Source organism: Acaryochloris sp. CCMEE 5410, assembly GCF_000238775.2.
In the GTDB taxonomy this organism is placed as follows: domain Bacteria; phylum Cyanobacteriota; class Cyanobacteriia; order Thermosynechococcales; family Thermosynechococcaceae; genus Acaryochloris.
The window spans coordinates 1,282,241-1,308,370 of record NZ_AFEJ02000001.1; the positions used below are offsets into that span (position 1 = coordinate 1,282,241).

General features: G+C 46.9%; 26 protein-coding genes and 1 pseudogene. 13 read left to right on the forward strand and 14 right to left on the reverse strand.

Annotation, left to right across the window (positions count from 1 at the left end):
* Positions 1-26 precede the first annotated feature (26 nt).
* Both ON05_RS05630 and ON05_RS05635 read left to right on the forward strand, forming a co-directional pair.
* On the forward strand, positions 27-761 hold the full coding sequence (locus tag ON05_RS05630; RefSeq protein WP_010471180.1) for a DUF4079 domain-containing protein: 735 nt from the start codon (positions 27-29) through the stop codon (positions 759-761).
* On the forward strand, positions 758-1,510 hold the full coding sequence (locus ON05_RS05635; RefSeq protein ID WP_010471179.1) for an SDR family NAD(P)-dependent oxidoreductase: 753 nt from the start codon (positions 758-760) through the stop codon (positions 1,508-1,510). Before ON05_RS05630 ends, ON05_RS05635 begins: the two co-directional genes overlap by 4 nt.
* 38 nt (positions 1,511-1,548) lie before the next feature.
* Here ON05_RS05635 and ON05_RS05640 read toward each other — a convergent pair whose 3' ends face one another.
* Positions 1,549-2,526: a metal ABC transporter solute-binding protein, Zn/Mn family gene (locus ON05_RS05640; protein WP_010471174.1), complete on the reverse strand. Its 978-nt coding sequence runs from the start codon at positions 2,524-2,526 to the stop codon at positions 1,549-1,551.
* 174 nt (positions 2,527-2,700) lie between these two features.
* On the opposite strand from ON05_RS05640, the gene ON05_RS05645 reads away from it, so the two are divergent.
* From ON05_RS05645 to ON05_RS05655, 3 genes are all read left to right on the forward strand, one after another.
* Positions 2,701-3,444 carry a metal ABC transporter ATP-binding protein gene (locus ON05_RS05645; protein WP_010471172.1) on the forward strand — a complete coding sequence of 248 codons (744 nt, stop codon included), beginning with the start codon at positions 2,701-2,703 and terminating at the stop codon, positions 3,442-3,444.
* 21 nt (positions 3,445-3,465) lie between these two features.
* A complete protein-coding gene (locus ON05_RS05650) occupies positions 3,466-4,314 on the forward strand; it encodes a metal ABC transporter permease (protein WP_010471171.1) in 849 nt (282 codons plus the stop codon).
* Between the two features lie 169 nt (positions 4,315-4,483).
* Positions 4,484-5,731 carry a 4-hydroxy-3-methylbut-2-enyl diphosphate reductase gene (locus ON05_RS05655; protein ID WP_010471169.1) on the forward strand — a complete coding sequence of 416 codons (1,248 nt, stop codon included), beginning with the start codon at positions 4,484-4,486 and terminating at the stop codon, positions 5,729-5,731.
* A gap of 19 nt (positions 5,732-5,750) precedes the next feature.
* Here ON05_RS05655 and ON05_RS05660 read toward each other — a convergent pair whose 3' ends face one another.
* The 3 genes from ON05_RS05660 to ON05_RS05670 all read right to left on the reverse strand — a co-directional run bounded on the left by ON05_RS05660 (position 5,751) and on the right by ON05_RS05670 (position 8,280).
* Positions 5,751-6,314, reverse strand: coding sequence for a hypothetical protein (locus ON05_RS05660; RefSeq protein WP_010471168.1), 564 nt, complete (start codon positions 6,312-6,314; stop codon positions 5,751-5,753).
* An 11-nt stretch (positions 6,315-6,325) separates the two neighbouring features.
* Positions 6,326-7,345 carry a response regulator transcription factor gene (locus tag ON05_RS05665; protein WP_262561253.1) on the reverse strand — a complete coding sequence of 340 codons (1,020 nt, stop codon included), beginning with the start codon at positions 7,343-7,345 and terminating at the stop codon, positions 6,326-6,328.
* A 347-nt stretch (positions 7,346-7,692) separates the two neighbouring features.
* A complete protein-coding gene (locus ON05_RS05670; RefSeq protein WP_010471163.1) occupies positions 7,693-8,280 on the reverse strand; it encodes a pentapeptide repeat-containing protein in 588 nt (195 codons plus the stop codon).
* Positions 8,281-8,558: 278 nt separating this feature from the next.
* Here ON05_RS05670 and ON05_RS05675 point away from each other — a divergent pair, with 278 nt between their 5' ends.
* From ON05_RS05675 to ON05_RS05695, 5 genes are all read left to right on the forward strand, one after another.
* The gene (locus ON05_RS05675) at positions 8,559-8,783 is read left to right on the forward strand and encodes a hypothetical protein (protein ID WP_010471162.1); all 225 of its coding nucleotides are present in this window, start codon (positions 8,559-8,561) and stop codon (positions 8,781-8,783) included.
* A gap of 3 nt (positions 8,784-8,786) precedes the next feature.
* Entirely contained in the window at positions 8,787-10,544 is a 1,758-nt protein-coding gene (locus ON05_RS05680) for a bifunctional diguanylate cyclase/phosphodiesterase (RefSeq protein ID WP_010471161.1), read from the forward strand.
* 179 nt (positions 10,545-10,723) lie between these two features.
* Positions 10,724-12,211, forward strand: coding sequence for a DUF1800 domain-containing protein (locus ON05_RS05685; RefSeq protein WP_010471160.1), 1,488 nt, complete (start codon positions 10,724-10,726; stop codon positions 12,209-12,211).
* Between the two features lie 44 nt (positions 12,212-12,255).
* Entirely contained in the window at positions 12,256-13,482 is a 1,227-nt protein-coding gene (locus ON05_RS05690) for a DUF1501 domain-containing protein (protein ID WP_010471159.1), read from the forward strand.
* Positions 13,483-13,554: 72 nt separating this feature from the next.
* Entirely contained in the window at positions 13,555-13,845 is a 291-nt protein-coding gene (locus tag ON05_RS05695) for a cupin domain-containing protein (protein WP_010471158.1), read from the forward strand.
* 16 nt (positions 13,846-13,861) lie between these two features.
* Here the strand turns inward: ON05_RS05695 and ON05_RS05700 are convergent, their stop codons facing one another.
* From ON05_RS05700 to ON05_RS05725, 6 genes and pseudogenes are all read right to left on the reverse strand, one after another.
* Positions 13,862-14,725, reverse strand: a complete 864-nt coding sequence (locus ON05_RS05700; RefSeq protein ID WP_010471156.1) for an NAD(P)-dependent oxidoreductase — start codon at positions 14,723-14,725, stop codon at positions 13,862-13,864.
* A gap of 15 nt (positions 14,726-14,740) precedes the next feature.
* Positions 14,741-16,222 carry a sodium:solute symporter family protein gene (locus ON05_RS05705; protein WP_010471154.1) on the reverse strand — a complete coding sequence of 494 codons (1,482 nt, stop codon included), beginning with the start codon at positions 16,220-16,222 and terminating at the stop codon, positions 14,741-14,743.
* A gap of 3 nt (positions 16,223-16,225) precedes the next feature.
* On the reverse strand, positions 16,226-16,441 hold the full coding sequence (locus ON05_RS05710; RefSeq protein ID WP_010471152.1) for a hypothetical protein: 216 nt from the start codon (positions 16,439-16,441) through the stop codon (positions 16,226-16,228).
* A gap of 212 nt (positions 16,442-16,653) precedes the next feature.
* Positions 16,654-17,481, reverse strand: a complete 828-nt coding sequence (locus ON05_RS05715; RefSeq protein WP_029315076.1) for a hypothetical protein — start codon at positions 17,479-17,481, stop codon at positions 16,654-16,656.
* Between the two features lie 825 nt (positions 17,482-18,306).
* Positions 18,307-19,697, reverse strand: a pseudogene (locus ON05_RS05720) (ISKra4 family transposase).
* 416 nt (positions 19,698-20,113) lie between these two features.
* Complete coding sequence (locus tag ON05_RS05725) at positions 20,114-20,371, reverse strand: hypothetical protein (RefSeq protein ID WP_029314952.1); 258 nt, start codon at positions 20,369-20,371, stop codon at positions 20,114-20,116.
* 144 nt (positions 20,372-20,515) lie between these two features.
* On the opposite strand from ON05_RS05725, the gene ON05_RS05730 reads away from it, so the two are divergent.
* The 3 genes from ON05_RS05730 (at position 20,516) to ON05_RS05740 (ending at position 22,083) form a co-directional block, all read left to right on the forward strand.
* Positions 20,516-20,842, forward strand: a complete 327-nt coding sequence (locus tag ON05_RS05730) for a hypothetical protein (protein WP_010468527.1) — start codon at positions 20,516-20,518, stop codon at positions 20,840-20,842.
* A gap of 108 nt (positions 20,843-20,950) precedes the next feature.
* On the forward strand, positions 20,951-21,592 hold the full coding sequence (locus ON05_RS05735) for a DedA family protein (RefSeq protein ID WP_010468525.1): 642 nt from the start codon (positions 20,951-20,953) through the stop codon (positions 21,590-21,592).
* Positions 21,593-21,621: 29 nt separating this feature from the next.
* Positions 21,622-22,083, forward strand: coding sequence for a hypothetical protein (locus ON05_RS05740; protein ID WP_010468523.1), 462 nt, complete (start codon positions 21,622-21,624; stop codon positions 22,081-22,083).
* Between the two features lie 41 nt (positions 22,084-22,124).
* Here the strand turns inward: ON05_RS05740 and ON05_RS05745 are convergent, their stop codons facing one another.
* From ON05_RS05745 to ON05_RS05760, 4 genes are all read right to left on the reverse strand, one after another.
* On the reverse strand, positions 22,125-22,397 hold the full coding sequence (locus ON05_RS05745; RefSeq protein WP_010468521.1) for a hypothetical protein: 273 nt from the start codon (positions 22,395-22,397) through the stop codon (positions 22,125-22,127).
* 508 nt (positions 22,398-22,905) lie between these two features.
* Positions 22,906-24,078, reverse strand: coding sequence for a transposase (locus ON05_RS05750; RefSeq protein ID WP_010474356.1), 1,173 nt, complete (start codon positions 24,076-24,078; stop codon positions 22,906-22,908).
* 297 nt (positions 24,079-24,375) lie between these two features.
* On the reverse strand, positions 24,376-25,185 hold the full coding sequence (locus ON05_RS05755) for a TlyA family RNA methyltransferase (protein WP_010477977.1): 810 nt from the start codon (positions 25,183-25,185) through the stop codon (positions 24,376-24,378).
* A gap of 85 nt (positions 25,186-25,270) precedes the next feature.
* Positions 25,271-26,023 (reverse strand): class I SAM-dependent methyltransferase, encoded by a 753-nt coding sequence (locus ON05_RS05760; RefSeq protein ID WP_010477979.1) that lies wholly within the window; start codon positions 26,021-26,023, stop codon positions 25,271-25,273.
* Positions 26,024-26,130: the final 107 nt, after the last annotated feature.

Sequence of the window (26,130 nt, forward strand, 5' to 3'; positions counted from 1 at the left end):
CCAGGCCGAGCGCATTGGAGCAAATCATGACCCTCAATGATGTCATTCTATTACTGCACCCTGTTTTTGCCGTGGTTGTGGTCTTCCCACTGATTGGTATGGTATTAAACCGTTCGATTTTGACTCGTCGCCGACGGCTCCAGACATCTCCGGGAAAAAGTAAAATTCCTCCTCAGGTAGGCCCCGAACATGTGCAGATGGGGCGTTGGCTAACCGGATCGGTGGTGGGCTTGGCCCTGTTGGGCTTGGCTGCTCCCATTAGCCGCAAGATTATGGAAACACAGCTGTGGACCACGAACCCGTTTCAGGTGGTATTTATCGTCTGCATGTTCCTGGCGACGATTGGTTCCCTCGTCCTGCTCTATCGGGCTAAGCCCTGGTATTGGCGAGCAACCTTCGCTGGATTAACCAGTCTGGGGGTGATTGTCCTGGGGTTGCAAGATGGAGTATTCCGCCGGGATGATGAGTGGTTTGTGTCTCATTTTTACTATGGCATGATTGCCACGGTACTGATGATTCTGTCTTTGGCCATGGTGCAAGACATTTATCGCGATCGCACCCAAGTATGGCGACGGATCCATATTCTCCTCAACTGTGTGGCCACTCTACTCTTTCTGGGACAAGGTATCACCGGCACCCGCGATCTCTTGGAAATTCCGTTAAGCTGGCAAAAGCCCCATCTCTATCGCTGTGATTTTGCCAATCAAACCTGTCCCGATGTTAGTAGCCAGCTTCCTATGGTTAGTCCACCGTTGGTATGAGTGAGTCCAATGCCCTGGTGATTGGGGCCAGTCAAGGCATTGGCTTAGGGTTTGTTCAGCATCTGCTCCAACGGCCCCACATTCAAACCATTTATGCCACCTACCGCTCCCAAGACTCAGCTGTAGGATTGCTCACGCTGGCGGCCCAATATCCAGAACGGGTGTCCTGCATTGCCGTAGATATTACTGAAGAAGCACAAATAGCAGCTTGCTGTGACCAGATTCAATCTGAGGGTGTTCTGCTCCACTGGGTGATTAACTGCGTGGGCATTCTCCATGAAGGGGATCTACAGCCTGAGAAAGGATTGCGGCAGCTCAATGCTGAACAGTTAACGCGATATTTCCAAGTCAATAGTATTGGGGCAGCTCTATGGGCTAAACATCTATTGCCGTTGTTGAAACATGATCATCCCAGTCTCTTTGCGACTATCTCGGCCAAGATTGGCAGTATTGGCGATAACCATTTAGGGGGATGGTATGGGTATCGAGCCTCCAAAGCCGCCTTGAATATGCTGATGCGAACTGCTTCGATTGAGTATCGTCGTCGCAGTCCTCAAACCATTGTGGTCACACTACACCCAGGCACGACGGATACCAAACTCTCCAAACCTTTTCAGCGAAATGTCCCACCGGAAAAGCTGTTTTCGATTGATCGGACCGTCACTCAGCTCTTGGCTGTTCTGGACGGACTGGGAAAAGAAGACAGTGGCCAGTTCTTTTCCTGGGATGGTAGTCTGTTGCCTTGGTAGGGTATGGCCTGCTGGCTTGCATCAACTGGGTGAAGTGTTTATTCCTTTTTTTCGGATAATGCTGCCTGAAATTCGGTGTAGTTGCCCCCTAACGCTTCCACAATTGTGCGAGTATTCACCTGAAGCATCTTGATATAAGTATCGGCTTCAGTTCCCGGGGCACCAATGGAATCTGAGTACAGCTCTTGCTCCGCTAGCTTTACCTTGGCTTCCGCCGCCACGGTTTTGATCAAGGCTGGGTTAATGGTGGTTTCCGCAAAAATAGCCGGTACCTTGGCTTCTTTAATATCATCCGAAAGCCGTTTGACGGTTTGAGCACTGGGCTGCTCTTCCGTACTCATGCCAATCAGGGTCCCAGCGACCGTGAGGTCATAGGCTTTGGCATAGTATTGAAAGGCATCATGGGTCGTGACTAACTGTCGTTGTTGCGGGGGAATAGTTTGCATCTGTTGGCCAATCCATTGATCCACCGCTGCCAGTTCTTTCGTGAATTCAGCTGCATTTTGAGTAAATTCTTCTTTATCCTCCGGGGATAGCTCAATTAGCTGGTCGCGAATGGCGTTCACCATTTTGATGGCATTTTTGGCATCGCCCCAAACATGAGGATCGGGCTCTCGCTTACCCTCATAATCGAAATCCAGGGGCGTCACCACTTCCCCCACAGCAAACACTTTAGATTTCTGGGTCGATTCAATTAGCTTAATCAAGCCTGGTTCCAAGTTGTAGCCATTGTAGAAAATCAGATCGGCTTGTTCAATTCTTAAATTATCCGCCGGGACGGGCTCATAAACGTGGGGGTCTGCCCCTGGCTGTAGGATACCCACCAATTCAACTTCATCCCCGGCGACTTCTGCCGTCCAGTCTTGCAAAATCGTGTTGGTCGCGACAACCTTGGGCTTCCCTGATTGGTCAGTGTCCTGATTTCCGGTACATCCAACCAAACTCAACCCCAGAAATAATCCGCCGATCACCCATGCCCAGGAGTCAAATTGGCGCTTTAGGAAGGAAGTTGTCATGGCGTTTCCATCAATTTTTCATAATGCTTTCACTTTTTGATGCTACAGTATTTTCATAATCGTTTCATCTTTAATTGCATTCCTTTCATTTCTCAGGTGTTTACACCTAAAAATTCAACGCAATTTATAGGTGCAAACGCTTTGTCCTTCCTTAAAAACGATGAGAATTTGTGCATGAACAGTGCTAGCAGTCTGGCTGTGGACCATTTAGGTGTGCAATACCGTATGGTAAAAGCCCTCACCAACGTGACTTGCTCCGTCAGCTCGGGACGATTAACCGGTATTATTGGCCCGAATGGAGCTGGGAAAAGTACGCTGCTGAAAGCAATGCTGGGTTTGGTTTTGCCCACGAGTGGACAGGTGATGTGGGGGGATAAGCCCCTCAAGCAGCAGTTGGATAGAGTCGCGTATATCCCGCAGCGATCGCAAATTGATTGGACCTACCCCGCCACGGTTTGGGATGTCGTCCTTATGGGTCGGATTCGCAAGACCGGCTGGCTAAAGCGCTACTCCACTGTGTCTCGGCGTTTGGCTGCAGACGCATTAGAGCGAGTAGGGATTGCCAACTTAAAGCATCGCCCCATTGGTCAGCTTTCGGGAGGACAGCAACAGCGCGTCTTTTTAGCAAAGGCGTTAACCGAAGAAGCCGACATTTTTTGTCTAGACGAACCCCTCGCTGGCATTGATAAAAAAACCGAAGCCATCGTGTTTAATATCCTGCATGAATTAGCTCACACAGGACATACTGTGCTGGTGGTTCACCATGACCTAGGACAGGCCATTACCAACTTTGATGATTTAATTTTGCTTAACCGTGAACTGATTGCTAGCGGTTCTCGCGAAGATGTATTGACCAAGAACAATATTCAACGGGCGTTTGGCGGACATGTGCCTTTCTTTGAATCTAACGCGGCCTAACCCCATTCACGACAAATCAGAATGTATGACCTCTTAATTGAGCCACTGCAAGCAGAATTTATGCAGCGTTCTTTACTCACAGCAGTTCTAGTGGGAATCGTTTGCGCCACTGTTGGCTGCTACCTGATGGTGCAGCGTTTGGCCCTATTAGGAGATGCCATTAGTCACTCCGTATTACCTGGCCTTGTTATTGCCTACATCATTGGCATAGATATTTTCCTAGGGGCATTTATTGCGGGGGTATTTAGTACCGTTGTGATTGCCTGGATTCATACCCAATCACAAATTAAAGAAGACGCCGCCATGGGAATTGTGTTCTCGGCCTTCTTTGCCCTAGGCATTACCCTGATCACTGTTGTTCAGAAAGAAAACAAAATCGATCTCAATCACTTTCTATTTGGCAATATCCTCAGCGTTACCCAATCTGAAGTGATTAATACCTTGGTGATTACGCTGATTGTCCTAGTGGTGATCGTACTGCTTTTTAAAGAGTTGATGCTTTACACCTTCGACCCCGTTGGTGCTCAGGCCGCAGGATTACCCACTAATCTGCTCAATTTCGGGCTGATGGTGTTGATTGCCCTCACCATTGTGGCGAGTCTCAAGTCCGTGGGGGTGATTTTGGTGTTAGCGATGTTGATTACCCCAGGAGCAACGGCTTACCTCCTGGTCTATCGGCTGCATATGATGATGATCGTTGGGGCTACCATCGGGGTGATCTCCAGTATCACCGGCATGTATCTAAGCTTTCACTTCAACTTACCCTCAGGCCCTGCCATTGTTTTAGTGGCCTTCAGCTTCTTTTTATTGGCGTTTCTATTTAGCCCCACTCAAGGATTACTCACCCAATCCCTAGCAAAAACGGAATGAGATATTCAGTCCGTTCCCCTAGGCCAACCGTGTATAGGTGATCTGTTCCCAGTATGATGAAAGAGTTGCCCTTGTTGCAGCAAGATTGAATTGGCCTCTTTCAGTGTCTTAAAAGTTCTTTTAGGGACTCATCTGAAGGGCGTTTCCCCCTAGATGCAGGAATATATTCATGGATACAAAAGCCTTTAAGCGGTCGCTGCATAAATCAGAGCAGTATCATCGGAAGGGATTTGGTCACGAAGAAGAAGTGACCAACTTGCTGCAGTCTGAGTACAATAGCAAGCTCATCCAACAAATTCGCAATAATGGGTATCGCCTTCAACAGGGAGATGTCACCATTCACTTAGCAGAAGCTTTTGGCTTTTGCTGGGGGGTTGAGCGGGCCATTGCCTTGGCCTATGAAACGCGTCGTCAGTTTCCCCAAGAGCGCATTTGGATAACCAACGAAATTATTCACAATCCTTCAGTCAACAAGAACCTGCGGGATATGAAAGTAGAGTTTATTCCGGTGCAACCCGATGGTCAGAAAGATTTCACCGTGGTGGGCCAAAATGATGTCGTCATCCTGCCAGCCTTTGGTGCCAGTGTTCAGGAAATGCAGTTACTCCACGACAAAGGCTGCACCATTATGGATACCACCTGTCCCTGGGTGTCCAAGGTTTGGACCTCCGTCGAAAAACATAAGAAAGGGGCCTATACGTCGATTATTCATGGCAAGTACAAGCATGAAGAGACTATTGCCACAAGTTCCTTTGCGGGGACTTATCTCATCTTACTCAACCTGGAAGAAGCAGAATATGTCGCAGACTATATTCTGAATCCAGGAGACACCCCCTCAGAACGGGAGCAGCGTCGAGCCGATTTTATGGCTAAGTTTGCCAATGCCCACTCCCCTGGATTTGACCCTGAAACAGATTTAGAGCGAGTTGGAATTGCCAACCAAACGACGATGCTTAAAGGTGAAACCGAGCAAATAGGTAAACTTTTTGAACGCACCGTTATGCGTAAGTATGGCCCTGCCCAGGTCAACGAGCATTTCCTCAGTTTCAACACCATTTGCGATGCCACCCAAGAGCGGCAGGATGCGATTTTTCAATTGGTCGATGAACCCCTGGATTTAATGGTCGTGATTGGTGGCTTTAATTCATCCAATACGACCCATCTTCAAGAGATCTCAATTGATAAAAATATTCCTTCCTATCACATTGATAGTGTCGATCGCATTGGTCCAGGCAATCGAGTTGAGCATAAGCCTCTTAACGCAGATCTGACAGTTACAGACAATTGGCTGCCGAAGGGGCCCCTTGCCATTGGGGTGACGTCAGGGGCCTCAACTCCAGATAAAGTAGTGTCTGATATCGTGGAAAAGATCTTCTCGATTAAGAGTGCTTCTGCCGAAGTGGTGGGGGTTAGATAATCCTTCGATAACACCCAGACTAGCGAGTCACCACCATAATAATCGTCATCACAAAAAAGCCACTTGCACCCACAATCGTGATGATGTCGGTGACTCGTTTGACGTGGTTGAGGCGTCGATCCAAATGTTGCAAAGCAGAGCGGTCGGCATAAATTAGGTTGCTCAAGTCCTGCATGGAATTTTCTAGCCAGTCCAACTTGTTGGTATCTGCACCAGGAGCGGGAGATGCTGTTTGTTCTAGCTGTTTGAGTTGATTGCGATCGTGGTGAAGCTGCTCTTGGAGATCATAGGTTGTAGCTTCAAAACTATGCCTTAAATCTAAAATATCCGATTGTAATTGGGCATATTTAGCTTCGAATTGTGACTCAAGCTCCGTATATTGCTCTTGTAGTTCTGAGGGGGCCGAAGCGTCCTCTAATGAGTTTTTAGCTTGGCTTAGAGATTGTTCTAGCTCTTGCTGGGTTTGGGTGAGTTGCTCAAAATGAGTCTGCAGTTGAGAAAAGCCATCCAACACCTGAAAAGCTTGACTAAACCGACTTCGCAGATCTTCTAATTCTTTCTCCAGTTGATCAATTGCACTCAAAACCCATCTCCTCAAAGGCTATAAACTTGTTTTTTTATTCCAGGCATTGCAAACCTAATATTTAAGTCGTCAAGCTTAGACTTTAAGGGGTAATGTTCATCAAGTAAAGTGTTCATCTGTCTAATTTGCCATGCAATGGTTAGAACTTGAGTACACTCAGATTCAGGGCCAAACACTCGTTCTGCCATTGCTCCCAGTGTGGACGCAGGAACAAGCTTTCCATGGGTGTCTAGAACTTGCTTGATGCCGATATAAGCTTCATCAGGACTGATTAAAGAAATGGACTGACAAAAGAGAAATAAGCCTTCTAGAGATATCCCTTGTGACAGAGCTTGTTTAAATCCTTTGCGCCAACAGTTTAAAGCGACTTTGGCCTGATGTTGATACTCGAATAATAAAATGCCCAGAATATAATAAGCCAGAACATGATCTGGTTGTCGCTCCAGTTTTTGCTTCAAGTGCGGCAACAGTTTCTTCGCTTCAGATGGAGAAGAGATCAAGCCTGTAAAAGCGTCGATGCTGGAACTGTCTAATGTGTCCGAGTCCTTAAGGATGAGCAGCAACCGCTTTTCCAGGGCGGTAAGGTCCGCAGAAGAAGTCTCTGCCTCTGTGGTGGGAGGGTTGCGATTCATTACTTTCTTTAAGAGGCCCGGACTCAGTTGGGTATACCCCTTATAAACAGAGCGAATTGCATTGGCAACTTCTTCGGAAGATGCGTTCTTAAGAAGATATCCCATTGCCCCTGCTCGTAAAGCATCCGCAATGCATTTGTCATCATCTGCACTGCTCAATAGTAAGACTTTGGTATCGGGACAGCGCTGGCAAATAATCTCTGTGGCTGCAGCGCCATCCATGATGGGCATATACATATCAACCAAAACAACATCAGGCTGAAGTTGTTCTGCCATTGACACACCCATTTTGCCGTTTTCGGCCAGTCCTACAATCTGCAAGTCAGATTCCGATTCCAACAAGGCTTTGAGTCCTTGGCGAATCACTTTCTGATCATCAACTAGAAGAATGCGGATCATTGTTGGGGACTATCTAATAAAAAGAGTAGGCTACTTTCACTGGCCTGGTCCACATATTATGGACCACCAGATTAAATGATCATCATCTTAATCAAAATTAGGCCGAATGCGTTGATGAAGATGTTGATGATTTAAATCCCCCTCTAGAAAATACTATCTATAAAGTCTTATTTGTTCCAATAAACTCGCCAAGTTTTTTATATCCTCCACTCTTAATTTGCTAGAAACCGTAAAAAACACTCCAGAATGTAACTCCTGGAGTGTCATAAGTTCAGTGCAATTTTTAAATCGTTAAGGGGATACCCGTTCAACAGCAAAGGATAAGAGAAGGCACATCTCCAATGACATTATTCTGGGGGTCGACAATTGCGAAAGCTTAAGGTCCCATCAGGCATGACCGTATTACAGAGGTTTGCTCCCTCAAGATTCGCTCCCTCAAGGTTGGCGCCATTCAAATTTGCAGCTCGTAGCATTGCACCTCGTAGATCTGCATTGGCAAAATTGGTCTTGTTCAAGGTTGCAGCACGGAGAATTGCGCCTTGTAGGTTGACACCACTAAAGTCACAACCGTTTAAGTTAGACACAGATAAATCGGCTTTAGAGAAATTTGCTCCCGTTACAATCGTGTCTTCGATACGAGAACTGGAGAGATTTGCCCCCTCTAAAGTGGCATTCGTTAGATCGCTAAATTGGATCGTGGAATTTGTTAAGTCCGCATTCTTCAAATTGCCATTTTGTAACTCGAAACTCCGTAAGTTTGCTCCGGCTAAATCACAGCCTTCACAGATTTTGGTTTGACGGAGAGCCGGCACATTTTTAATGGCTTCCTTGGATAGGGGCCCCATTCTCATTTGGGCATGGGCAAGATCAGGGGGAATGGCCCCAAACCACAATACAGCCACTAAGACTGCAAGTTTTACAACAGCTTTTAACATTTATAGACCTCTATAATCCGGGGGAGTATGCCAAACCTCAGCAGATTGACCGCCGTCAATTATAGAACTCTGTCGAGTGCTTAATCTCTAATTGGAGACAATTTGTAGGGTTTGGCCCTATACCCTGAGCCAAAATATAGATTAGCTATTGATAACAAAAAGCCTCAAATTTTGCTTTGACTAAATTTAATAGAACGTTGAATTTGGCCTCCCTCGCAAAAAAGAGGGGACAACTGGGGAACACTAGGGAAAACCTGAATAGAGTATCTTTAAAACCTATGGAAAATGAAACTGTTTTCCAGTCTGATTTCCAACCTGATGTTCCTGATGAAGTGTCAGTCTTGCGTAAACAACTGGCAATCAGCCTTAAATTTCACCATAGCAGTACCTTAGAAAGGCTTCCTATTGAGGTTGCCGTCCAGGTCATGGCAGAAGTATGGGATGCCTGTAATCGTAATAGTGCTTCCAGGCAGAATGGTGCCAGAAGACATGCGGATAGTTGAACGATGTCAAAGGCTGCTTTAGCACAGGTATTATCGGCTCTAGAAATTTTAGTTTTGGAATACCAAGATGACCAATCTTTTCAGGTGATGGGTCATCTACCGCCCTGGTATCAGTCTTTAATGGGGGCGGATCAAGAACCCTCACCTGTGATTGATCTTGCAGAGTCGTTTCCTTTTCTGACCTATTTCTTGGAAGATGCGTTGCAGTTTTGGCAAACGAAGCAAGAACAAGTCCTCAAGTCTGGTTTGTGGGTTGAAGTGAATCAAGATGGATCTGAAATCCCTCTGGAAGCATCAGCCCTAAGCCTGGATGACCAAAGAATCATACTGATTGCTCTATCCCAGACGACCTATACAGAAAAGTCTGTTTTGATTCAGCAAGGTCGAGAAAATGCCCTGGCCCAGAGTGCTGAACGAAAACGAGCCGCTGAGCAGCTACGCCACAGTATTTTTTATGATTGGCTAACGGAGTTACCCAACCAGTCCTTTATTCGACTGCGGTTGGTGGATGCTCTGTCCCAGACCAAAACTGGGCCAGATGGCTCTTTTGCCCTTCTCTACATCGATATTAAGCACTTTAAGGCCATTAACACCCGCTTAGGATTATGGGCGGGTGACCAACTGTTGATGATGGTTGCCCAGCGATTATCTGAGCTTTTAAGGCCCGATGATATCGCAGCTCGTTTCGGTGGAGATGATTTTGTTGTTCTCCTTCGGCCTGTTGATGGTGAACAAGAGACTCGAAAAATTACCGAAAAAATTCAGCGCCATCTCTTGGTCCCTTACGCGATCCACTCCCAAGATATTCATATCCAGTTTGATATGGGGATTGCCATGGGCTCGGCTCTGTATCAACAACCGGAAGATTTGATCCGTGATGCTTGTACGGCACTGGAATATGCCAAAAGTCATGGGGCAGAGAATTATGCGATTTTTCACCAGATGATGCATTTGCAATCCCTGACTCGCATGCAGTTGGAACATGATTTGTCCCGGGCGGTTTGGCAAAATGAGTTACGGGTTTGCTATCAACCCATCATCTCCTTAGCAGATGGTTCTCTGCAGGCCTTTGAAGCGTTAGTGCGATGGCAACATCCCACATTAGGGTTGTTGTCACCGGATCAGTTTATTGCGATCGCAGAGGATAGCGGCCTAATTATTCCCATTGGTGCCTGGATCTTGAGAGAAGCCTGTGAGCAGATCCACAAATGGCGTAATCAAACCCATTTGCCGTTGAGTATGCATGTCAACTTATCGGCTCGGCAGCTTGATCAGCTGGATTTGCTGGATTCAATCCGAGGCATCTTAGCCGAAACGGAGCTTGACCCGAGGGGATTAAAGCTCGAAATCACCGAGACGATGGTGTTCAACAATTTGGAATATGCGGCGGCAATGCTGCGGCAAATTAAAGGCTTGGGGATTCAACTCAGTATGGATGACTTTGGAACGGGGTATGCCTCTTTAAGCTATCTCCATCAACTCCCCGTCGATAATCTTAAGATCGATCGATCCTTTGTGGAAACCATTGATACTTCTGGAACTGAGTCAGAGATTATTCAAGCTGTAGTTCAGCTTGCCCATAGTTTGAACATCGATGTGGTAGCTGAAGGGGTAGAGACTTTAGAGCAGGCCAACCGGCTGAAAAACTTGGGATGTGAATATGCGCAAGGCTACTTATTTGCTAAACCGATGGAGCCGGTAGATGTGGAAAAAGTGCTCTATCAAAATTTTGCTTCTCTATTCGACGCTGTTCAAGTTTAACTGGAGATTATTAAAAGGTTTTAGCCCAAGGTCCAACCGAAAGATCTGGTAGTCTTGGCCGATTACTGTTCTGGCTGATATTGATGGGCTGGTTGTTGCCAGAAACAAAATATTGATGGTTTTGTCATTGAACCTAATTCGGACACCGGCTGTCTAAGAATTAGGCTACACCACAGAATATGGCAAAATTTTCAGACAAAATTCTTAAAGTTTCCCTGTGTCTCATGTTGGCATTGGGAATTTGGACGGGGAGTGCCAACGGAGACCCCGTACTGGCTGCCTCGATGGAGGCGGATGCGGTTCATGTCATCAATCGCCTGAGCTTTGGCCCCAGTCCAGGGGATCTGCAGCATGTCAAGGCGGTAGGAATTGATGATTATATTCAAGAACAGCTTTCACCTAGTCAAGATTCACCCAGACTGAAGCGTCAACTGCGGCAGTATAAAACCTTGCCCCTCACACCGATGCAGCTAGAGCGGCAATATGGATTTAGGCGACCCGGCAAGGGGAAGCCCAAGCTCAGCCCCCAAGAACGCAAACAACGCCGACGTCGATCTCGTATCCCTTTTCGCGAGGCATCTGAAGCTCGGTTGATTCGGGCGATTTCTAGTCCGAACCAACTGGAAGAAGTGATGGTGAACTTCTGGTTCAACCACTTCAATGTATCCGCCAAAAAAGGGAGAACCCGGTTATGGGTCGGTGCCTATGAGCAAGAGGCGATTCGCCCCTATGTCTTCGGTTCTTTTCGAGATTTATTGGGGGCAACAGCCAAACATCCGGCCATGTTGTTTTATCTGGATAATTGGCAAAATACAGCCCCCAATAGCCCTGGAGCCCGCGGTCGGTTTAAGGGATTAAACGAAAATTATGCTCGGGAGTTGCTGGAACTCCACACCATGGGGGTTAAGGGTGGCTATTCTCAGGCTGATGTGGTGTCAGCCGCGAAAGTTTTAACCGGGTGGGGGTTACCCCGAGGCCGCCAGCGATTACAAGCTAAACAGGCCTTTGTCTTTGATGCTAGACGCCATGACAATAGCCGTAAAACATTCTTAGGGCAGCCCATTCAGGGTCAAGGAATGGCAGAAGGGGAAGAACTGCTAGATATATTGGCAACCCATCCAGCCACTGCCCAACATATTAGCTATAAGTTAGCCCAGTATTTTGTGGCGGATACGCCTCCCCCAGCTTTAGTGGATCGCCTGACTCAACGATTCCTCGCGACGGATGGCAATATTCGAGGGGTATTAGAAACTTTATTTGACAGTCCTGAATTTAGAGAGCCTCAGTATTATGGACAGAAATTTAAAACCCCCTATGAATATGTAATTTCAATGGCGAGAGCCACGGGATATCTCACGGTGAAACCTCGCTTGGTGGCTGGAGCACTACGGCAGTTCAGTATGCCGCTGTATGAATGCCAAACCCCTAATGGGTATGCCAATACTGAATCGGCTTGGCTCAGTCCGGATACCACGATTCGCCGAATCAGTTTAGCGACCGCGTTTGCCCGGGGCTATGGCCGACAAAAGACACCTGTACCACCAGATCAATTAGAGCAGACACTAGGGGACCGTTTTTCTACCCAAACGAAATCTGTGATTGATAACAGTCCACGAAATTTACGGGCGGCATTGATGCTGGGCAGCCCTGAAATGATGTATCGCTAAATCGATTCCTGAACGAATTGACAACTCTGAGAATAGGAATAATGATGAGACGCCGACAATTTTTACAGTATGCAGCTGCCTCAGGTGTGACCGCGATGGGGTTGAGTTGGTTAGGGAAGCAACCCGTTTATTCCCAAGGCTTCTCTGGGCGACAACCTAAACTGATTGTGATTCTCTTGCGGGGGGCTGTAGATGGTCTGAATGTGGTCGTTCCCTACCGAGAGTTGGGCTATTACGATGCCCGACCAACCTTAGCCATCGCCAAACCCGATGAAGCGAAAGGGGCCATTGATTTAGATGGACAGTTTGGCTTGCATCCAGCTTTAGCAGATCTGATGCCTTTGTGGAAGTCGAAGCAGTTGGCCTTTGTCCATGCTTGTGGATCGCCGGATCCAACCCGTTCCCACTTTGATGCTCAGGATTATATGGAGCTGGGAACCCCTGGGAATAAAAAACAGGGTGATGGCTGGTTAAATCGAGTATTAGCCCATCTACCCGCAGGCCGACCTACCCAAGCCCTGAATCTGGGCAATCAGACGCCCTTGATTTTGTCGGGGTCTAAGTCGGTGGCGAACCTAGCCTTTGGACGGCAGGCCATCCGACCTCTGCCTTTGGATCGACTGCCGATTCAATCTGCGTTTGATCGCCTGTATGAAGGCGATACCAATCTGGGGCGTGCCTATCAGGAAGGCTTAGAAGCGAGGGAGATCCTCAAAGCTGAACTCAATACAGAAATGATGAAAGCGTCCAGGGGAGCACCGGGTCCTTCTAGTCTGAAGACGAATGGTCGCCGGATTGCTCAACTGTTGAGTGGGAATGCTGAGACCCAAATCGCCTTTGTCTCTCTGGGGGGCTGGGATACCCATGTCAATCAAGGGTCCACCCAAGGTCGTCTCGCACAGTTGCTAAAGCCCTTGGGAGAAGGATTGAATCAAATCAAAGCAGATCTGGGCAAAACCTTTGATGACACGACAATTGTGGTGATGTCTGAGTTTGGCCGTACGGTGGCTGAAAATGGCAACGGCGGGACGGATCATGGCCATGGCAATGTTCTGTGGGTGCTGGGAGGGCAGATTCAAGGGGGCAAGGTCTATGGGGAGTGGCCAGGGTTAGCTGAATCCCAGCGATATCAAAGTCGAGACTTGGAAATTACGACGGATTTTAGAGATGCGATCGCACCGTTGCTCACCAAAGGCATGGGCATTGAATCGAAGCATCTCAAGCAAATTTTCCCTGGATATTCTCCCCAGACTACGCTTGGGTTGATTTAGGGAAGGGACTAGCCTATCTGACTAAATCAGAATGCTAAGCTGCTCTAGTGAGAAGTTTAAAGGGAATTCCAAATGAATACGGAGCAACAGACTCAAATTCAGGTCGAACATCAGCCTAGTGTGGATCGCCTACAAGAGTTGCGGGTCCTAAACTGGCCGATTTGGTCCAAAGAAGAATCAGAATTTCCTTGGACCTATGATGAGTCTGAAACCTGCTATTTCTTGCAAGGCGAAGTGGTAGTCACCCCTGATGGTGGAGAACCCGCGACCATGGGCAAAGGGGACTTGGTGACGTTTCCGGCTGGCATGTCTTGTACCTGGACCATTCAAAGTGCCGTGCGCAAGCATTATCGGTTTGGCTAATTTCTCTAGTAGCGAATCACCCATTGGGCTCAGCCTTCTGCACTGCTGTGTAGAGGGCTGAATAATCTGCCTCTGCGAATTGAACCATTGCTCTTTGGATAATGGTTTGGATTGCTTCGGTGTTTTCGGTAGGCAGTCCTTCGGCTTGGGCTGCCTGTTGAAATAAGGTCATGTCTTTGAGCAGGTGTTTGGTGGGGAAATTAGGATTCTCAAAGTTTTGATCTAGCATTCGAGTCAGTTTTTTATCGAAGGTGGGAGCATAGAGGGCGCTGTTTCTAAGGATCTGCATAAAGGTCTCAACTTCGACGCCATAGGTTTGGCAGAAGGATAGGCTAGTGGCAAAAGCCGTGGTCAGTCCACCAATCAGCTGGTTAAGAGCAAGTTTAAGAGCAGCGGCGGTGCCCACCGGACCGACCAATAAAGGATCGGGTCCAAAGACTTTGAGGAGGGGAAGCTGGGTCTCAAAATCTTGAGGGGCAGCTCCCGCCATCACCAGCAACGTTCCGGCCTTAGATTCAGGGATGCTGCCTAATACCGGGGCTTCTAAATAGGTGCCACTGGCTGTTTGGACCTGTCCGTGAATGGCTTTGCTTTCAGCAGGGGCAATAGTGCCCATTTGAATCAGGGTTCGTCCTGATAGAGCGGATGCCGTGGGCGTTAGCAGTTCCTGAATGGCAGCAGCATTGGTGAGCATCAGAATGATGACATCAGCAGCTTGAATGACTTGGGTGGGGGAGGATGCGATCTCAACGCCTAATTCTCTTAGTGGCTCTAATTTAGAAGCCGTGCGATTGTAGGCCGTAACGGAATGCCCCACTTCCACTAGCCGGGCTGCCATCGGAGCCCCCATCAATCCTGTACCGATAAATCCAACCTGCATGGCCCTGCCTCTTTCTCAATAGGTTTTGTCTGATGGTCTGTAGTGATTGTCGCTCGGTTGATGCGCCGGGGTTGGGGAAAAGACAGACCCCAAGATGATGATCAAGGCCGATAGGGCCACGATGGGGACAACGGGTAAAAAGCCCAGCATCCAGCTAGAGGGAATCACTTTGATCTGCACTCCTAATACCGCCAATTCACCCACGACAATGGAGACGAGACAACTCGAAGCCCTGACATTGCGGCCATACAACGCTGCGATCACGGTGGGGAACAACACCGATAATCCAGTAAAGGCTTGGGTGGCAAAGGCCAAAATGGTCTCTGGGGGGTTGGCCGCAATTCCTAAGCCGATACCAGCTAAAACAATCACCCAAATTCGACCGACAAGCGTCTGTTCAGTTAAAGAGGCATCTTTGCGGAAGTAGGCGGTATAGACATCACGGGTCAGCATGGAACTTAAGGCCAGAAGCTGGGAGTCCATGGTGGACATAAAGGCTGCCAATGCTCCTACCATCACCAGGGAAGATAGCCCAGTAGAAGTATATTTCGTCAGCATCATCGGAAAAATCTGATCTGCAGCTTTGCCCACTAAATCCGGGAAAGCAATATGTCCCCAAACCCCAATCAGTACCGGGCAAATAAACAGCACCCCAGCCACTATCGGATAGAGCAAGACCGAGATCTTTAAGGGCTGAGGGCTTTTGGCACTGTAAAACCGCATAAACATCTGGGGAAACATGGGCAAGGTAAAAGACCACAGGCACATGTAGCTAAACCAAGTCTTGGGGGTAAAGGACTGATCTAAACCGCTCCGGGAAAATAGCGCGGGTTTGAGGTCGTAGACGGTTTGGTTGGCGACCGAGAAGCCCCCTAACCCTTGAGCAATAGCAAACACGGCCACTAGCATCAGCACGCACATCAGCACCCCTTGCAGTACATCCGTCAGGGCCACACTTTTCATCCCGCCCAAAAACACGTAGAAGACAATGGCCACAGTCAATAGGGACGCTCCCCACAGATAGGGAATCGCTCCGCCCGTTAAGCTTTCGAGGAGATATCCGGCTCCAATGGGCTGAAGGGTGAGATAGGGCAAGGTAAAAATGACCATTACGGCCATAAACAGGAGCTTGAGAGGCTGGCTAGGCAGGCGATCTTGGATTAGTTCCGAGGGGGTAATCAAGCCTTTCTGCTTGCCGAGCAACCAGGCTTTGTAGCCAATGTAATAGAAGCTGAGGGCGGCAAACCCTGTGCCAAAGGCCATCATTGGATAGTAGCTAATGCCAATGCGATAGCCTGCTCCAGCAAATCCCAGGAAAAAGAAGGCGCTGAAGTTGGTGGAGGCCAGGGTAAAAAAGAGGAGGATAGGGCCGATGTTGCGGTTGGCCAAAAAGAAATCTTCGACGGTATTCTTTTGTTGGCGATACCCGATCAGGCCGATGCCTAGGGTAACGAGTAAGTAGGTTGCAATGGCAATATAGGGAATCAGTGTTTCCATGGCCTACTGGTCCCTCTCCGTCTTTTGCCAAAGGGTGGAAGAGGCCCCTGCGACGGCCAGAACTAGTCCCCCTTGCAAAATCACAAAGTAAAACAGCCAGCTCGGTAACTGGAACAAAGAAAGGGATATCCCCTGATCCCATCGCCAAAAATCGAGGGACAACAAAAACAGAATCGTAAACGAGAAAAACCAAAAATAGGGACGGTGCAGCAGGCTCATCAATCCATCATATTCATACCCAATCAGATTAACCTGTAGTGGGATTATCTTTTGGGTTGGTTAATCATTGAGCCTTAACAGCATACTCCACAGGGGAGATATCATAATTGCTGTTGAGGGTGGCAATCGCACTGATATCTCAGGAGACTGCGATAGTGATTAAGCTTAAATTCACAAAACTACCTGATAGGTCTGCTAATTGAACTTCTACTTCAGCTATCTATAGAATCACTTACACCCAAAAACTGGTTGATAGTTTGGACAATTTCACTATCATCTTTTACTGAACGGAAAGAGATGATTTCATCTGATTTGAACATGATTTCTGTATGGTAATAATCCTTGCCCTCATCACCAGTTGATTCCTTGAAGTTGATCTTATGGATGTCATTCAGACTTTCTTCTCGGACAGCAGATTGAAACAGACTATTCTGGTATTCCAAATGCAATTGACCAGAGCTTTTGTCAAAGGTACAGGATTTTAATGATTTATAAAAAGCAATATAGACACCCAAAATAGTAGTCGCAAATCCTACTAGATAATAAAGCCAGCGATGTTCCTCACAGATATTGAGAGTTGCTTCTCCAGGATTATTGATAAACGCTTTAATCTCAGCAACTTGTTGAGAGACCACTGACTTTCTATAAATATAATCTGGAGTGAGAGGTATTTTTTCGCGATTAGCGACAAGGACAACTCTAAATACTCCACCGCTGTCACAAAATCTGCAATAGTCCAATTTAGCGTTCTTCACATGCTCAATCTGCGTGATTTTCTCATGCAGTATGTTTGATGTGGTAAGACTACAAACAACTTGAGTATGCTTAGAAAAAAGAGAATCAATGGTTGCATGATTACAACTTAGATGTATCCTTGGGGAGAAAATATTTCCGCAAAGGATAATTAACACACCAATAACAGGAAAAGCTCTGATTATCAATATGCCCCGAAAACGGTCATACCATTCCTGTAAATCGACCTGTAAAATTTGATTAGTGTGTTTCGTAATCAGCATGCGTTTTGATACTCTAGTCTCCATCCATTCTGGTTCATAGAAGTCATGAATGCCACTGAGTGATGCGTACTTTATGACAATACGGATATTGTAGAAAGAACATTAATTTCTGGCGATTAACTTATGAAGAGATTGTCAATCAGTTTAGATAACCCTTAGCTCGACCTAGAAGTACGCTCAAAAGACAGTTTTTAATATTTTTTAGATATCAGAATCACGATCAGAGGTCACACTATCACCAATTTATAAACAATCAAAAATAGCGATCACTCTTAAACCAAAAAAACACCAGTTAGGTCTAAGTATTAAATTTTGAATCAGCTATCTACGGAATTACCTATTCCCAAAAACTGGTTGATAGTTTGGGTAATTTCACAGTCATCTTTGACTGAGCTACAAGAGATAAGTTCACCTGAACTGAGCACAATATTTGTATGGTAAACCTCCCTGCCCTCACCATCAGTGGATTCCGTAAAGCTGATCTTTTTGATGTCATCCAGACTTTCTTCGCGAACAGCTGTTTGGAGCAGACTATTCTGGTATTCCAGATATAATCGATCGGAGTTTTTGTCAAAAGTACAGGATTTTAATGATTTATAAAAAACAAAGTAAATCCCTAAAATAATAGTAGCAAATCCTGCTAGGTAATAACCCCAGCGATGTTCCTCATAAATATTGAGAGTGGCATCTCCAGGATTATTGATAAATTCTTTAATCTCAGCAACCTGTTGAGAAACTACTGATTTCCTGTAATAATCTGGAGTGAGAGGTATTTTTTTGCGATTAGTAATAAGAACAACACGACGAATTCCATAATTATCACGATATCTGTGATGGCCAGGGGCGTAGCTAATGGATCGGGGATGCCTTAGACTTCGGAATGGTTACCCCTGGGAATAGGGAGTCAAACCGTTGATTGACCCAGGCAAGCCGCAGCATGAGTAGATGATTGAAACCATCCTCACTCCAGCGCATACCAACCCCCTTAAAGCGCTGTTGAATCAGCCACTTACAAGCACTTTCGACCATTCCTGACCCCAGCGGTATCTGTAGTTGTTCAAAGTGGCGATATTGGATGTGTCGCAGATGGCGCTGGAAATAAGCCTGTACCTGGAGCAACGTCGTAAAAGATTTGCCCGTAAACAATTGTGAGTGAATCAACATCGTCAAGGACCGCAATACTAATAGGTGTTGCCCATGTCGCAATTGGTGTCGCCAGCGCCGAAACCAGGCTTGGGCTTGAGCAGAGCGAGCATCCCCAAACATCGCTTTTGTTGCTCGTGCAAGATGGCCTGCTGCATGAAAGAAATCGAGAACTGCCACAGCACAGTGAGAGAACAAGGTGCGGTAGACTCGCCAGAAGCCTCGCCCCCCATCACTCAACCAGATGACGCTTGGGGCCGATTCAAAGTCTTGTTTGCGGGCTTCGAGGTGCAGTAAGGGGATGAACTGGTCGATATCGCCCAATACTGCCACCAGTCTTCGACGTAGTAGTTGGGGGACACGCTTTTGTGCTCGGGTGCCCGTGTTCCTAGGCGGGCTAAGATAGCAACTTTGACTTCTCGCCACTGGATTTTTCCCTTGGGGGTTTTCGGGGTGGGGCGAAAGGGCACCATCACACCGTCAGCAGCAATGGCCAAAGGTAGAACAGACAACACCTCTGAAATCGCTTCACAAGGAGTCTGGTCACCTGAGGCTTGAGCTTTGAGTTGAGTCTCTAGCTCCTGATAAGCTTTGTTGCCCATGACTTGCACCCAACTCCACAAGCTTGATGAGCTGACGGATAAACCACTCCACTGACTCAGCATCCAACTGGCCAGTTCATAGGGCATAAATAGACTTAACAAGCAGCCTAGACGAACCAATTCTTCACTGCTGTGCTGATAGGAGGTAATCCCAATGGATTGATCCAAAGGAGCGGATAGACTACCTGGACACCTGTGGGGACAACGACCCACCCGTCGCTTTCAGGCAATATTTCCCACCAGTGTCTGCATCTGACGAGATTCCCATCCCTTCGAGTGCAAGCGGGTTCCGCAAGTGGGACACCTCGGCCATTCCAATACTGTTTTTGCTCGCCGTGAGAGTTCATCCTCCAGAAGCCAGCGAGCCAAAAACAAACCCATTTGCAGAACGATATAAACCATCTGACTCAGGCTGGGTGCTTCTTTGAGTGCTTCGACCTGTTCTAGAAATTCGTGATGCTCTAGTACGGTTGGCAATTGCGATGTTAGGCTCATGACAAGTTTTTGATTCGGGTACAGGATCTATTGTCCTTGACCCGTTTTTCTTTGAGCCATACATCCCCGATTCTGTGCTTACGCCCGTGATGGCCAGCTTTAGCTCTCTGAAGATGCTCAATCTGTGTGATTTTCTCGTTCAGTATGTTTGATTCGGTAAGTCTACAAACGACTTGAGTACGCTCAGAAAAAAATGAATCAACGGGTGTATGATTACAACTTAAATGTACCCTGGGAGAGAAGATATTTCCGCAAAGGATAATTAACACACCAATAACAGGAAAAGCTCTGATTACAAATATGCCCCGACAATGGTCATACCATTCCTGTAAATCGACCTTTAAAATTTTATTAGTGTGTTTCGTAATCAGCATTCGTTTTGATACTCTGTCTCCATCCATTCTGATTCATATAAGTCATGAATGCCGCTTTTTGAGATAGCTGGCAATAGCTTGCTTGCGAACCGATCGTTCTGATAAATCAGGTGGCGCATCTTGCAACAGATACTTGGGATGCCCTCCTCGACGTTCGACAAAAGGACGGTCTAAATAAAGCGTGAGCCAGCGCTCTTTGAGCAATCGCTTAATTAACTCACTCCGATTGCTATCAGGTGCATGGGCAAGGAGATCCGCTAGTTGCTGCTCTGTTTCAGGATCTAATCTGACAGTTAACATGGCTGCTTGTACGACATGTAAGACAACTATAGATGCTCGAATTATTTTGACTAGCTTACAGTTGTCTGCAATATCCAGCTGACAGGGATCCAAGAATCTTCTACGCTGGAAAGTGAGCCACAAAATATTTGCTATTCACTCCCCATGGCCAACCTTAAAATCATTGATAACTTTGATGGCAGTTTCACCCTTGATCCTGAGATCAAAGCAGCTTTGTTCAATCTGCTCAACAATGAAGGATTCCTCCAGCAAGTCGCCCGTGAATCTCAGTCAGAAGCCGTTGAGTTTACCGAATTAATTTTTCAGCCCGTTCCCTACAGCGAAAATACCCCCAAAGGGATGCCCCAGCTGTTTGAGCAGTATCACGAGTCAGAAGATTACGTGATCATCAACGTGCCCCCCAACTTTATGTTCCAGGCCAAAGTATTTTCTCCCAGTCGCCTTTGTGCGATCTATCGCCGGATCTCGTAAAATTAGTTAACGTGGCTTTAAGGCTTACATGGACTTGGATTGACAAAGTTAGAGTCCACAAGCCAAGATTGAGAAACGTAACATTGTTAACAGTTTGTATAAAGGTCTATGGACTGGATTTCGTTAGACACTTTGCAAACATTAGCCCACCAGTATGGCTATTGGGTTGTCTGCTTCGGAATAATGCTCGAAAATTTGGGAATTCCTTTACCAGGTGAAGCAATTGTTCTGGTAGGCGGCTTTCTTGCAGGTGAAGGGGATCTGAATTACTTTGGCGTATTGGGCAGTGCGATCGCAGGTTCAACCATCGGCGGCACCTGTGGCTATTGGGTGGGACATTTTGGCGGTTGGTCTTTGTTATCGAGGGCGGGTCGCCTCGTCAATATGTCTGAAGAGCGTCTTTTAGAAATTAAAGACGGGTTCAGCACGAATGCCGCTCGGACCGTCTTAATCGGGCGATTTGTGGCGCTACTGCGGATTTTTGCCAGCCCTCTCGCGGGTATTGCTGAGATGCCCTTTCCCCGCTTTGCGTTTTTCAATACCTTAGGGGCCTGCTTGTGGGCCTTGGTGATGGTAACCCTGGCTTACTTTGCCGGTGAAATCATTCCCCTATCCCGCTTGGTTAGCAGCGTGTCTCAGTTTGGACTATTTGTATTGCTGGCAATTGCGGCCTGGCTACTCTGGCCTCGTCTCCACAACCTGATTCGTCGCACAGCCTTACAAGAAGCGAGTGAGTCTGACACGCCCTAGTACCCCTACCCAAACGGTTCATCATCCCCGTGGAACAACCCCCTTTTACGCCGCAAGAACGGGTTGAGTCCCTCAAAGCTGGGGGATTGTGCGCCAGTGGGGCAATATTGGTTTTTACGATTTTGCTAGTCATGAATAAGGGGCTGGCAAAATGGCCCATCGCAGTCTCAATATTGCCAGAAAGCTGGATTACCCTGAGTGGCTCTCTTGCGAGTGTAGCGATTTCTGGGCTGCTATTTGGGGTGACGTATCGCTATGCCATTCGCCAAGATAAGAACCCCCAACTTAAATCTGGTGTTGTCTTGGCTTTTAGTCTGGTTCGAGGGCTGGCTCAGATTGATACGGGATTTGGTATCACTGATGCGGTATTGCCGTTTGTGCTGATGGCTGTAGAGAGTTGGGTGGTGTTTAGTTGCGATCGCATCATCCTCGATCAAGCTCTAAATCGAGGATGGCTGAAGCCTTTTTCTACAAATTCACTTAACCCATAGCACATTCTTGCAGAGCAGGGTAGGTATATTAACGTTAATACCTACAGATATATCGTTTTACTATTTGTGAGGGGAACATCATCACAAATAACAGGCTCAGACGGAGTGTAGGTCGTTTTGGGGTTAAGAGTCGCTTGTTCTGCCTCTGGATGACAAGATGCCCAAACCTCTCCCATCACTTGCATTGCAACCTCTTTGGGCAATTTCTCGATGGTCTTGCTGTGATGGAATTTGAGAGCAATGGCTAGCTGCTTTTTCAGCACAGCGATTTCCTTAGTTAGATCTTGATGAGGAAAGACTGCTTGCTCAGACATATGGAGTGAATGGGTGTAACAACACAATTACATTCTAAACAGAGAATAGTTGATAACTCAATCATTTCTATTCTTTTCTGTTCAGCATCAATGAAAAGAGCCAAAATCGATTTGTTTTGATTATCTTGTAAAACTTGATACAACCCATAGCCCAAACCTTAATAACTCTAGACGTTGGTATAGCATCGTCTGCAAGCTACTTGAGATTACGGGATCGTGTCAAGGAAATATCTAGCAGTTGATCTAATCTCCATTCTAAACTACAGAGAAATAACGGATATAAACGCCCTCAAAATAAATTTTTATCTAAGACCTGATCCGAGTAAGCTGGGATAATTTTTGCTGGCATAAATGAACAAAAATGGCAAAAACAGGCTAATTTTCTATTGATATCTGGCTGGACGAGGTATAGGTTTAAATTCTGGAGATCACACATAGTGCAGAAGAGGATTGTGCCACTAGCAAAGTCCGAAAGCTGACTGCCTGACAGATCTTTGTATTCCATAGCTCATAAAGCTTTGCACTGTAGAGAGCGGATACGAGAGAACCAGATTTTGTTGTAGTGTTTCTTTTGAGCTTTTTTAGAGGCAAAACACGGTTGCGGATCCTTGGTGAATAAGGGGACTGGCATCAACAACTCCCGTCCTTTATGGACCACCCCCTTGAGCCACCGCAATCCAATCTTGAGATAGCTAATGCCTCTGTGCCAATGGGGATCAACCTGTTGGCGTAGCCCTTTAATATGAACAGCCATCCCCTGAGCCGTGCTGTATAGCAGTGCCACAGCAGCAATCAGGTACAGCCTCTCCAGAGCATCAGCACAGCGAATTTTCGACTCTTCAAGCTCAAACACACCAGATTTACTATCGAGGAATAATTCTTCCACCCGAAACCTCAAGGCGTATTGCCACAAGGTTTGTAACGAGGGTGATTCATCTGTAATCACTGCCCATGGTTCTTTTACGCCTCGGATATTCGCCAGTACCAAATTGCACCGATAGAGGCCATCATCCCAAAGCCCGACATTACGGTAGAGGAGAGCTTCTCCTTTGGATGGCCATAACCTACGGACTTCTCTTGGACATTGACGGGGGCCATGGAGAAGGACATCACATGGGATACGCAGACAGTAATGCCAACGGCTCTGCTGTAACCAGCTCATCAGTTGATGGTTCGCGAACCCACGATCTGCTAACAACATGACATCTGGATGCTGCCGTAATAACCAACGGGCCTGACGCAATAGCGGTTGATATTCCTCAAAAGCAACCGCCGCACTCTTGTGCTCTAATACTTTCCATAACAACGGTACTGCTCTGCCACAGCAGACAACGGATACATGAATCATGCAGTATTCATTCCATAAAACCGTGGTATCCATCGCTAGGTAAAGGCGATGGGTTCGCCAGTTCTTAAGCGCTAGAAGGACCAAAGGGACATACAGTTTGTGGACATCAATGAGCGGATTGCACAGAAAGCGTTGCCAGCGACGCTCGACACTTTGGGCTTTTTTTGCTCGGCAGGGGACATAGGATTCCCAAGCAGATAAGCATAATCGTTCACTGCAGATTAAGGCGCTCACCATCCATCCCAGGGTCATGAGATGACGCAAATCTCGATAATGGCTGTGTTGACGTAAAAAGGAGAACAGTTGACGATAAATTTGGGTGGAGCCTGACATTTGAGTAACGCTGATTTGTGCTTAAATCTAGCTTCACATGTCGCTCCACTCTTTTCTCAAAGACTATGAAAATAAAGGCTTTGAGATACTTCTGTCAGGCAGTCAGGTCCGAAAGATATGGCGAAGACCAGTCCTCTCCGAATGGTGGTTTGAAGACACGCACTCTTGTTTAGCGTACTGATATGGCCTTGTACCGGGCTAAAAATTCTGGATAGAAAACGATTAGTCCTATCCCACCAATGCCATAGTGAGGAAATTGTCATTCATACCAAATCTATTGAAGAAGCATCACTTTGGCTATTGGGAAAGGTTTTTCTGAGCATCTACAGCAATCTCTAAAAATGTTTGCGGCGAAGGACCACTGCCTTCTTGCTGTAGCCATAACAAGAACTCGATGTTGCCCTTCGGGCCAGGTAAGGGGGACCAGGTTACACCTGCATAGTGCCAGCCCAACGCTGATGCAGCTTGGTAGACTTGTGCGATCGCATCTCGATGCGCGTGTGAATCTCGCACAACACCATGTTTTCCCACTCGGTCCTTCCCCACTTCAAATTGGGGTTTCACGAGCAAAACCATTTCCCGTGGTGGTTGTAAAAGCTGCCAGAGGGCAGGCAACACTTTCGTTAGAGAGATAAACGAGACATCAATCACGCCTAAATCAGGTATAGAGGCTTCTTCTGGATATAAATCAGCAGGCTGAAGATAGCGGAGATTGGTGCGCTCCTTGAGGATGACCCGAGGATCATTGCGGAGCTTCCAGGCCACCTGCCCATAGCCCACATCAATGCCATAGACCTGTTTGGCTCCGGCCTGCAGCAGACAGTCCGTAAACCCCCCAGTGGAGATGCCGCCATCCAAACAAATCCGATCCTGTATCTGAATGGCAAACTCAGCCAAAGCCTTTTCTAGCTTATGGCCACCGCGAGAGACAAAGGGAGATTTTTGTTTAACCTGAATCTCTGCCGTTAGTTGAACTTCTGTGCCTGGCTTATCAATAATTTGGTCATTGACCTTCACTTCTCCAGCCCGGATGACCCGTTGGGCTTGCTGCCGAGAGGTGCATAACTCTAATGAAACCAGTAAGGTATCCAGTCGCTGTTTAGCCAAGGCAGGGAGGATTTGTGAATACTACTTTTCCAATTCTAAGAGCCTGCATACCCCAAAGTACGAGTATCAATCCACTAGGGTTATCCTAGGCAAGCTTTCTAGCAATATAAAAGCCGTAGCTAAAGTATGCTTTGAACGTTTCGAACACTTTGATTTCCTGCTTTTCAGCCTCTACTAGGGCTTGCGCGTCATCGCTATCGGCATGGCAACTGAGAAACTCATCAAATCTGCTTTGCAGCGGATGGTAGTAATTGTCTAACCAACAGTGTTCTGGCAGCATAAAGTAACCCAATGGAGCGTAGCCCGCTTTTTCCAGAAGTTTCATTTTCGCCGAAGCAGTATCTATCTCAGGGTACTGAGTGTCCCAATAAGATTGAATTTCATCGGGTCGGTGGTCTGTCAGCCAAGTAATTTCCGATACGGCTAGTACCCCTTTGGGTTTCAGGAATTTTCGCCAATAGTGAATCCCTTTTTCAAAACCAATATTGTAGATAGCCCCTTCAGACCAGATAACGTCTAGCTCATTGTCTGCAAATGTCAGATCATCTATGGAGCCGACTTTGGGGTGAATATGCTGGCTCAGATTGTTAGCTTCCGCGTTCCGTCGCAATATCTCAATAAACTCAGGTATAAAGTCCACTGCAGTGATGTCTGCATCTAGCTTGTTTGCTAAACACAATGTAGATGCCCCAGTCCCACAACCCAAATCCGCAATTTTCAGATGCTGTGACTTGTCGAGAGCTGCCAGAGTGATGGCACGTTCTGTTTCGGGCCTGCCACCCGGCCCTTGACGGTCATTATGCTGATGCAGATCGATTAAAAGTTCTAGATTCTCCAACGGATATTCCTGAGTGCTGTAATAACCCTAACGCTTGAATTTAGAGGCATGTTCGGAGTTGCAGCCTATCCGAAATTTAATCATACGCCACTTCTCATTATCAACGA

Coding starts and splice junctions, on each gene's coding strand:
- ON05_RS05630 (WP_010471180.1), top strand. CDS start 27: ATGACCCTCAATGATGTCATTCTATTACTGCACCCTGTTTTTGCCGTG.
- ON05_RS05635 (WP_010471179.1), top strand. CDS start 758: ATGAGTGAGTCCAATGCCCTGGTGATTGGGGCCAGTCAAGGCATTGGC.
- ON05_RS05640 (WP_010471174.1), bottom strand. CDS start 2,526: ATGACAACTTCCTTCCTAAAGCGCCAATTTGACTCCTGGGCATGGGTG.
- ON05_RS05645 (WP_010471172.1), top strand. CDS start 2,701: ATGAACAGTGCTAGCAGTCTGGCTGTGGACCATTTAGGTGTGCAATAC.
- ON05_RS05650 (WP_010471171.1), top strand. CDS start 3,466: ATGTATGACCTCTTAATTGAGCCACTGCAAGCAGAATTTATGCAGCGT.
- ON05_RS05655 (WP_010471169.1), top strand. CDS start 4,484: ATGGATACAAAAGCCTTTAAGCGGTCGCTGCATAAATCAGAGCAGTAT.
- ON05_RS05665 (WP_262561253.1), bottom strand. CDS start 7,345: ATGATCCGCATTCTTCTAGTTGATGATCAGAAAGTGATTCGCCAAGGA.
- ON05_RS05670 (WP_010471163.1), bottom strand. CDS start 8,280: ATGTTAAAAGCTGTTGTAAAACTTGCAGTCTTAGTGGCTGTATTGTGG.
- ON05_RS05675 (WP_010471162.1), top strand. CDS start 8,559: ATGGAAAATGAAACTGTTTTCCAGTCTGATTTCCAACCTGATGTTCCT.
- ON05_RS05680 (WP_010471161.1), top strand. CDS start 8,787: ATGTCAAAGGCTGCTTTAGCACAGGTATTATCGGCTCTAGAAATTTTA.
- ON05_RS05685 (WP_010471160.1), top strand. CDS start 10,724: ATGGCAAAATTTTCAGACAAAATTCTTAAAGTTTCCCTGTGTCTCATG.
- ON05_RS05690 (WP_010471159.1), top strand. CDS start 12,256: ATGAGACGCCGACAATTTTTACAGTATGCAGCTGCCTCAGGTGTGACC.
- ON05_RS05695 (WP_010471158.1), top strand. CDS start 13,555: ATGAATACGGAGCAACAGACTCAAATTCAGGTCGAACATCAGCCTAGT.
- ON05_RS05700 (WP_010471156.1), bottom strand. CDS start 14,725: ATGCAGGTTGGATTTATCGGTACAGGATTGATGGGGGCTCCGATGGCA.
- ON05_RS05705 (WP_010471154.1), bottom strand. CDS start 16,222: ATGGAAACACTGATTCCCTATATTGCCATTGCAACCTACTTACTCGTT.
- ON05_RS05710 (WP_010471152.1), bottom strand. CDS start 16,441: ATGAGCCTGCTGCACCGTCCCTATTTTTGGTTTTTCTCGTTTACGATT.
- ON05_RS05715 (WP_029315076.1), bottom strand. CDS start 17,481: ATGGAGACTAGAGTATCAAAACGCATGCTGATTACGAAACACACTAAT.
- ON05_RS05725 (WP_029314952.1), bottom strand. CDS start 20,371: ATGTTAACTGTCAGATTAGATCCTGAAACAGAGCAGCAACTAGCGGAT.
- ON05_RS05730 (WP_010468527.1), top strand. CDS start 20,516: ATGGCCAACCTTAAAATCATTGATAACTTTGATGGCAGTTTCACCCTT.
- ON05_RS05735 (WP_010468525.1), top strand. CDS start 20,951: ATGGACTGGATTTCGTTAGACACTTTGCAAACATTAGCCCACCAGTAT.
- ON05_RS05745 (WP_010468521.1), bottom strand. CDS start 22,397: ATGTCTGAGCAAGCAGTCTTTCCTCATCAAGATCTAACTAAGGAAATC.
- ON05_RS05750 (WP_010474356.1), bottom strand. CDS start 24,078: ATGTCAGGCTCCACCCAAATTTATCGTCAACTGTTCTCCTTTTTACGT.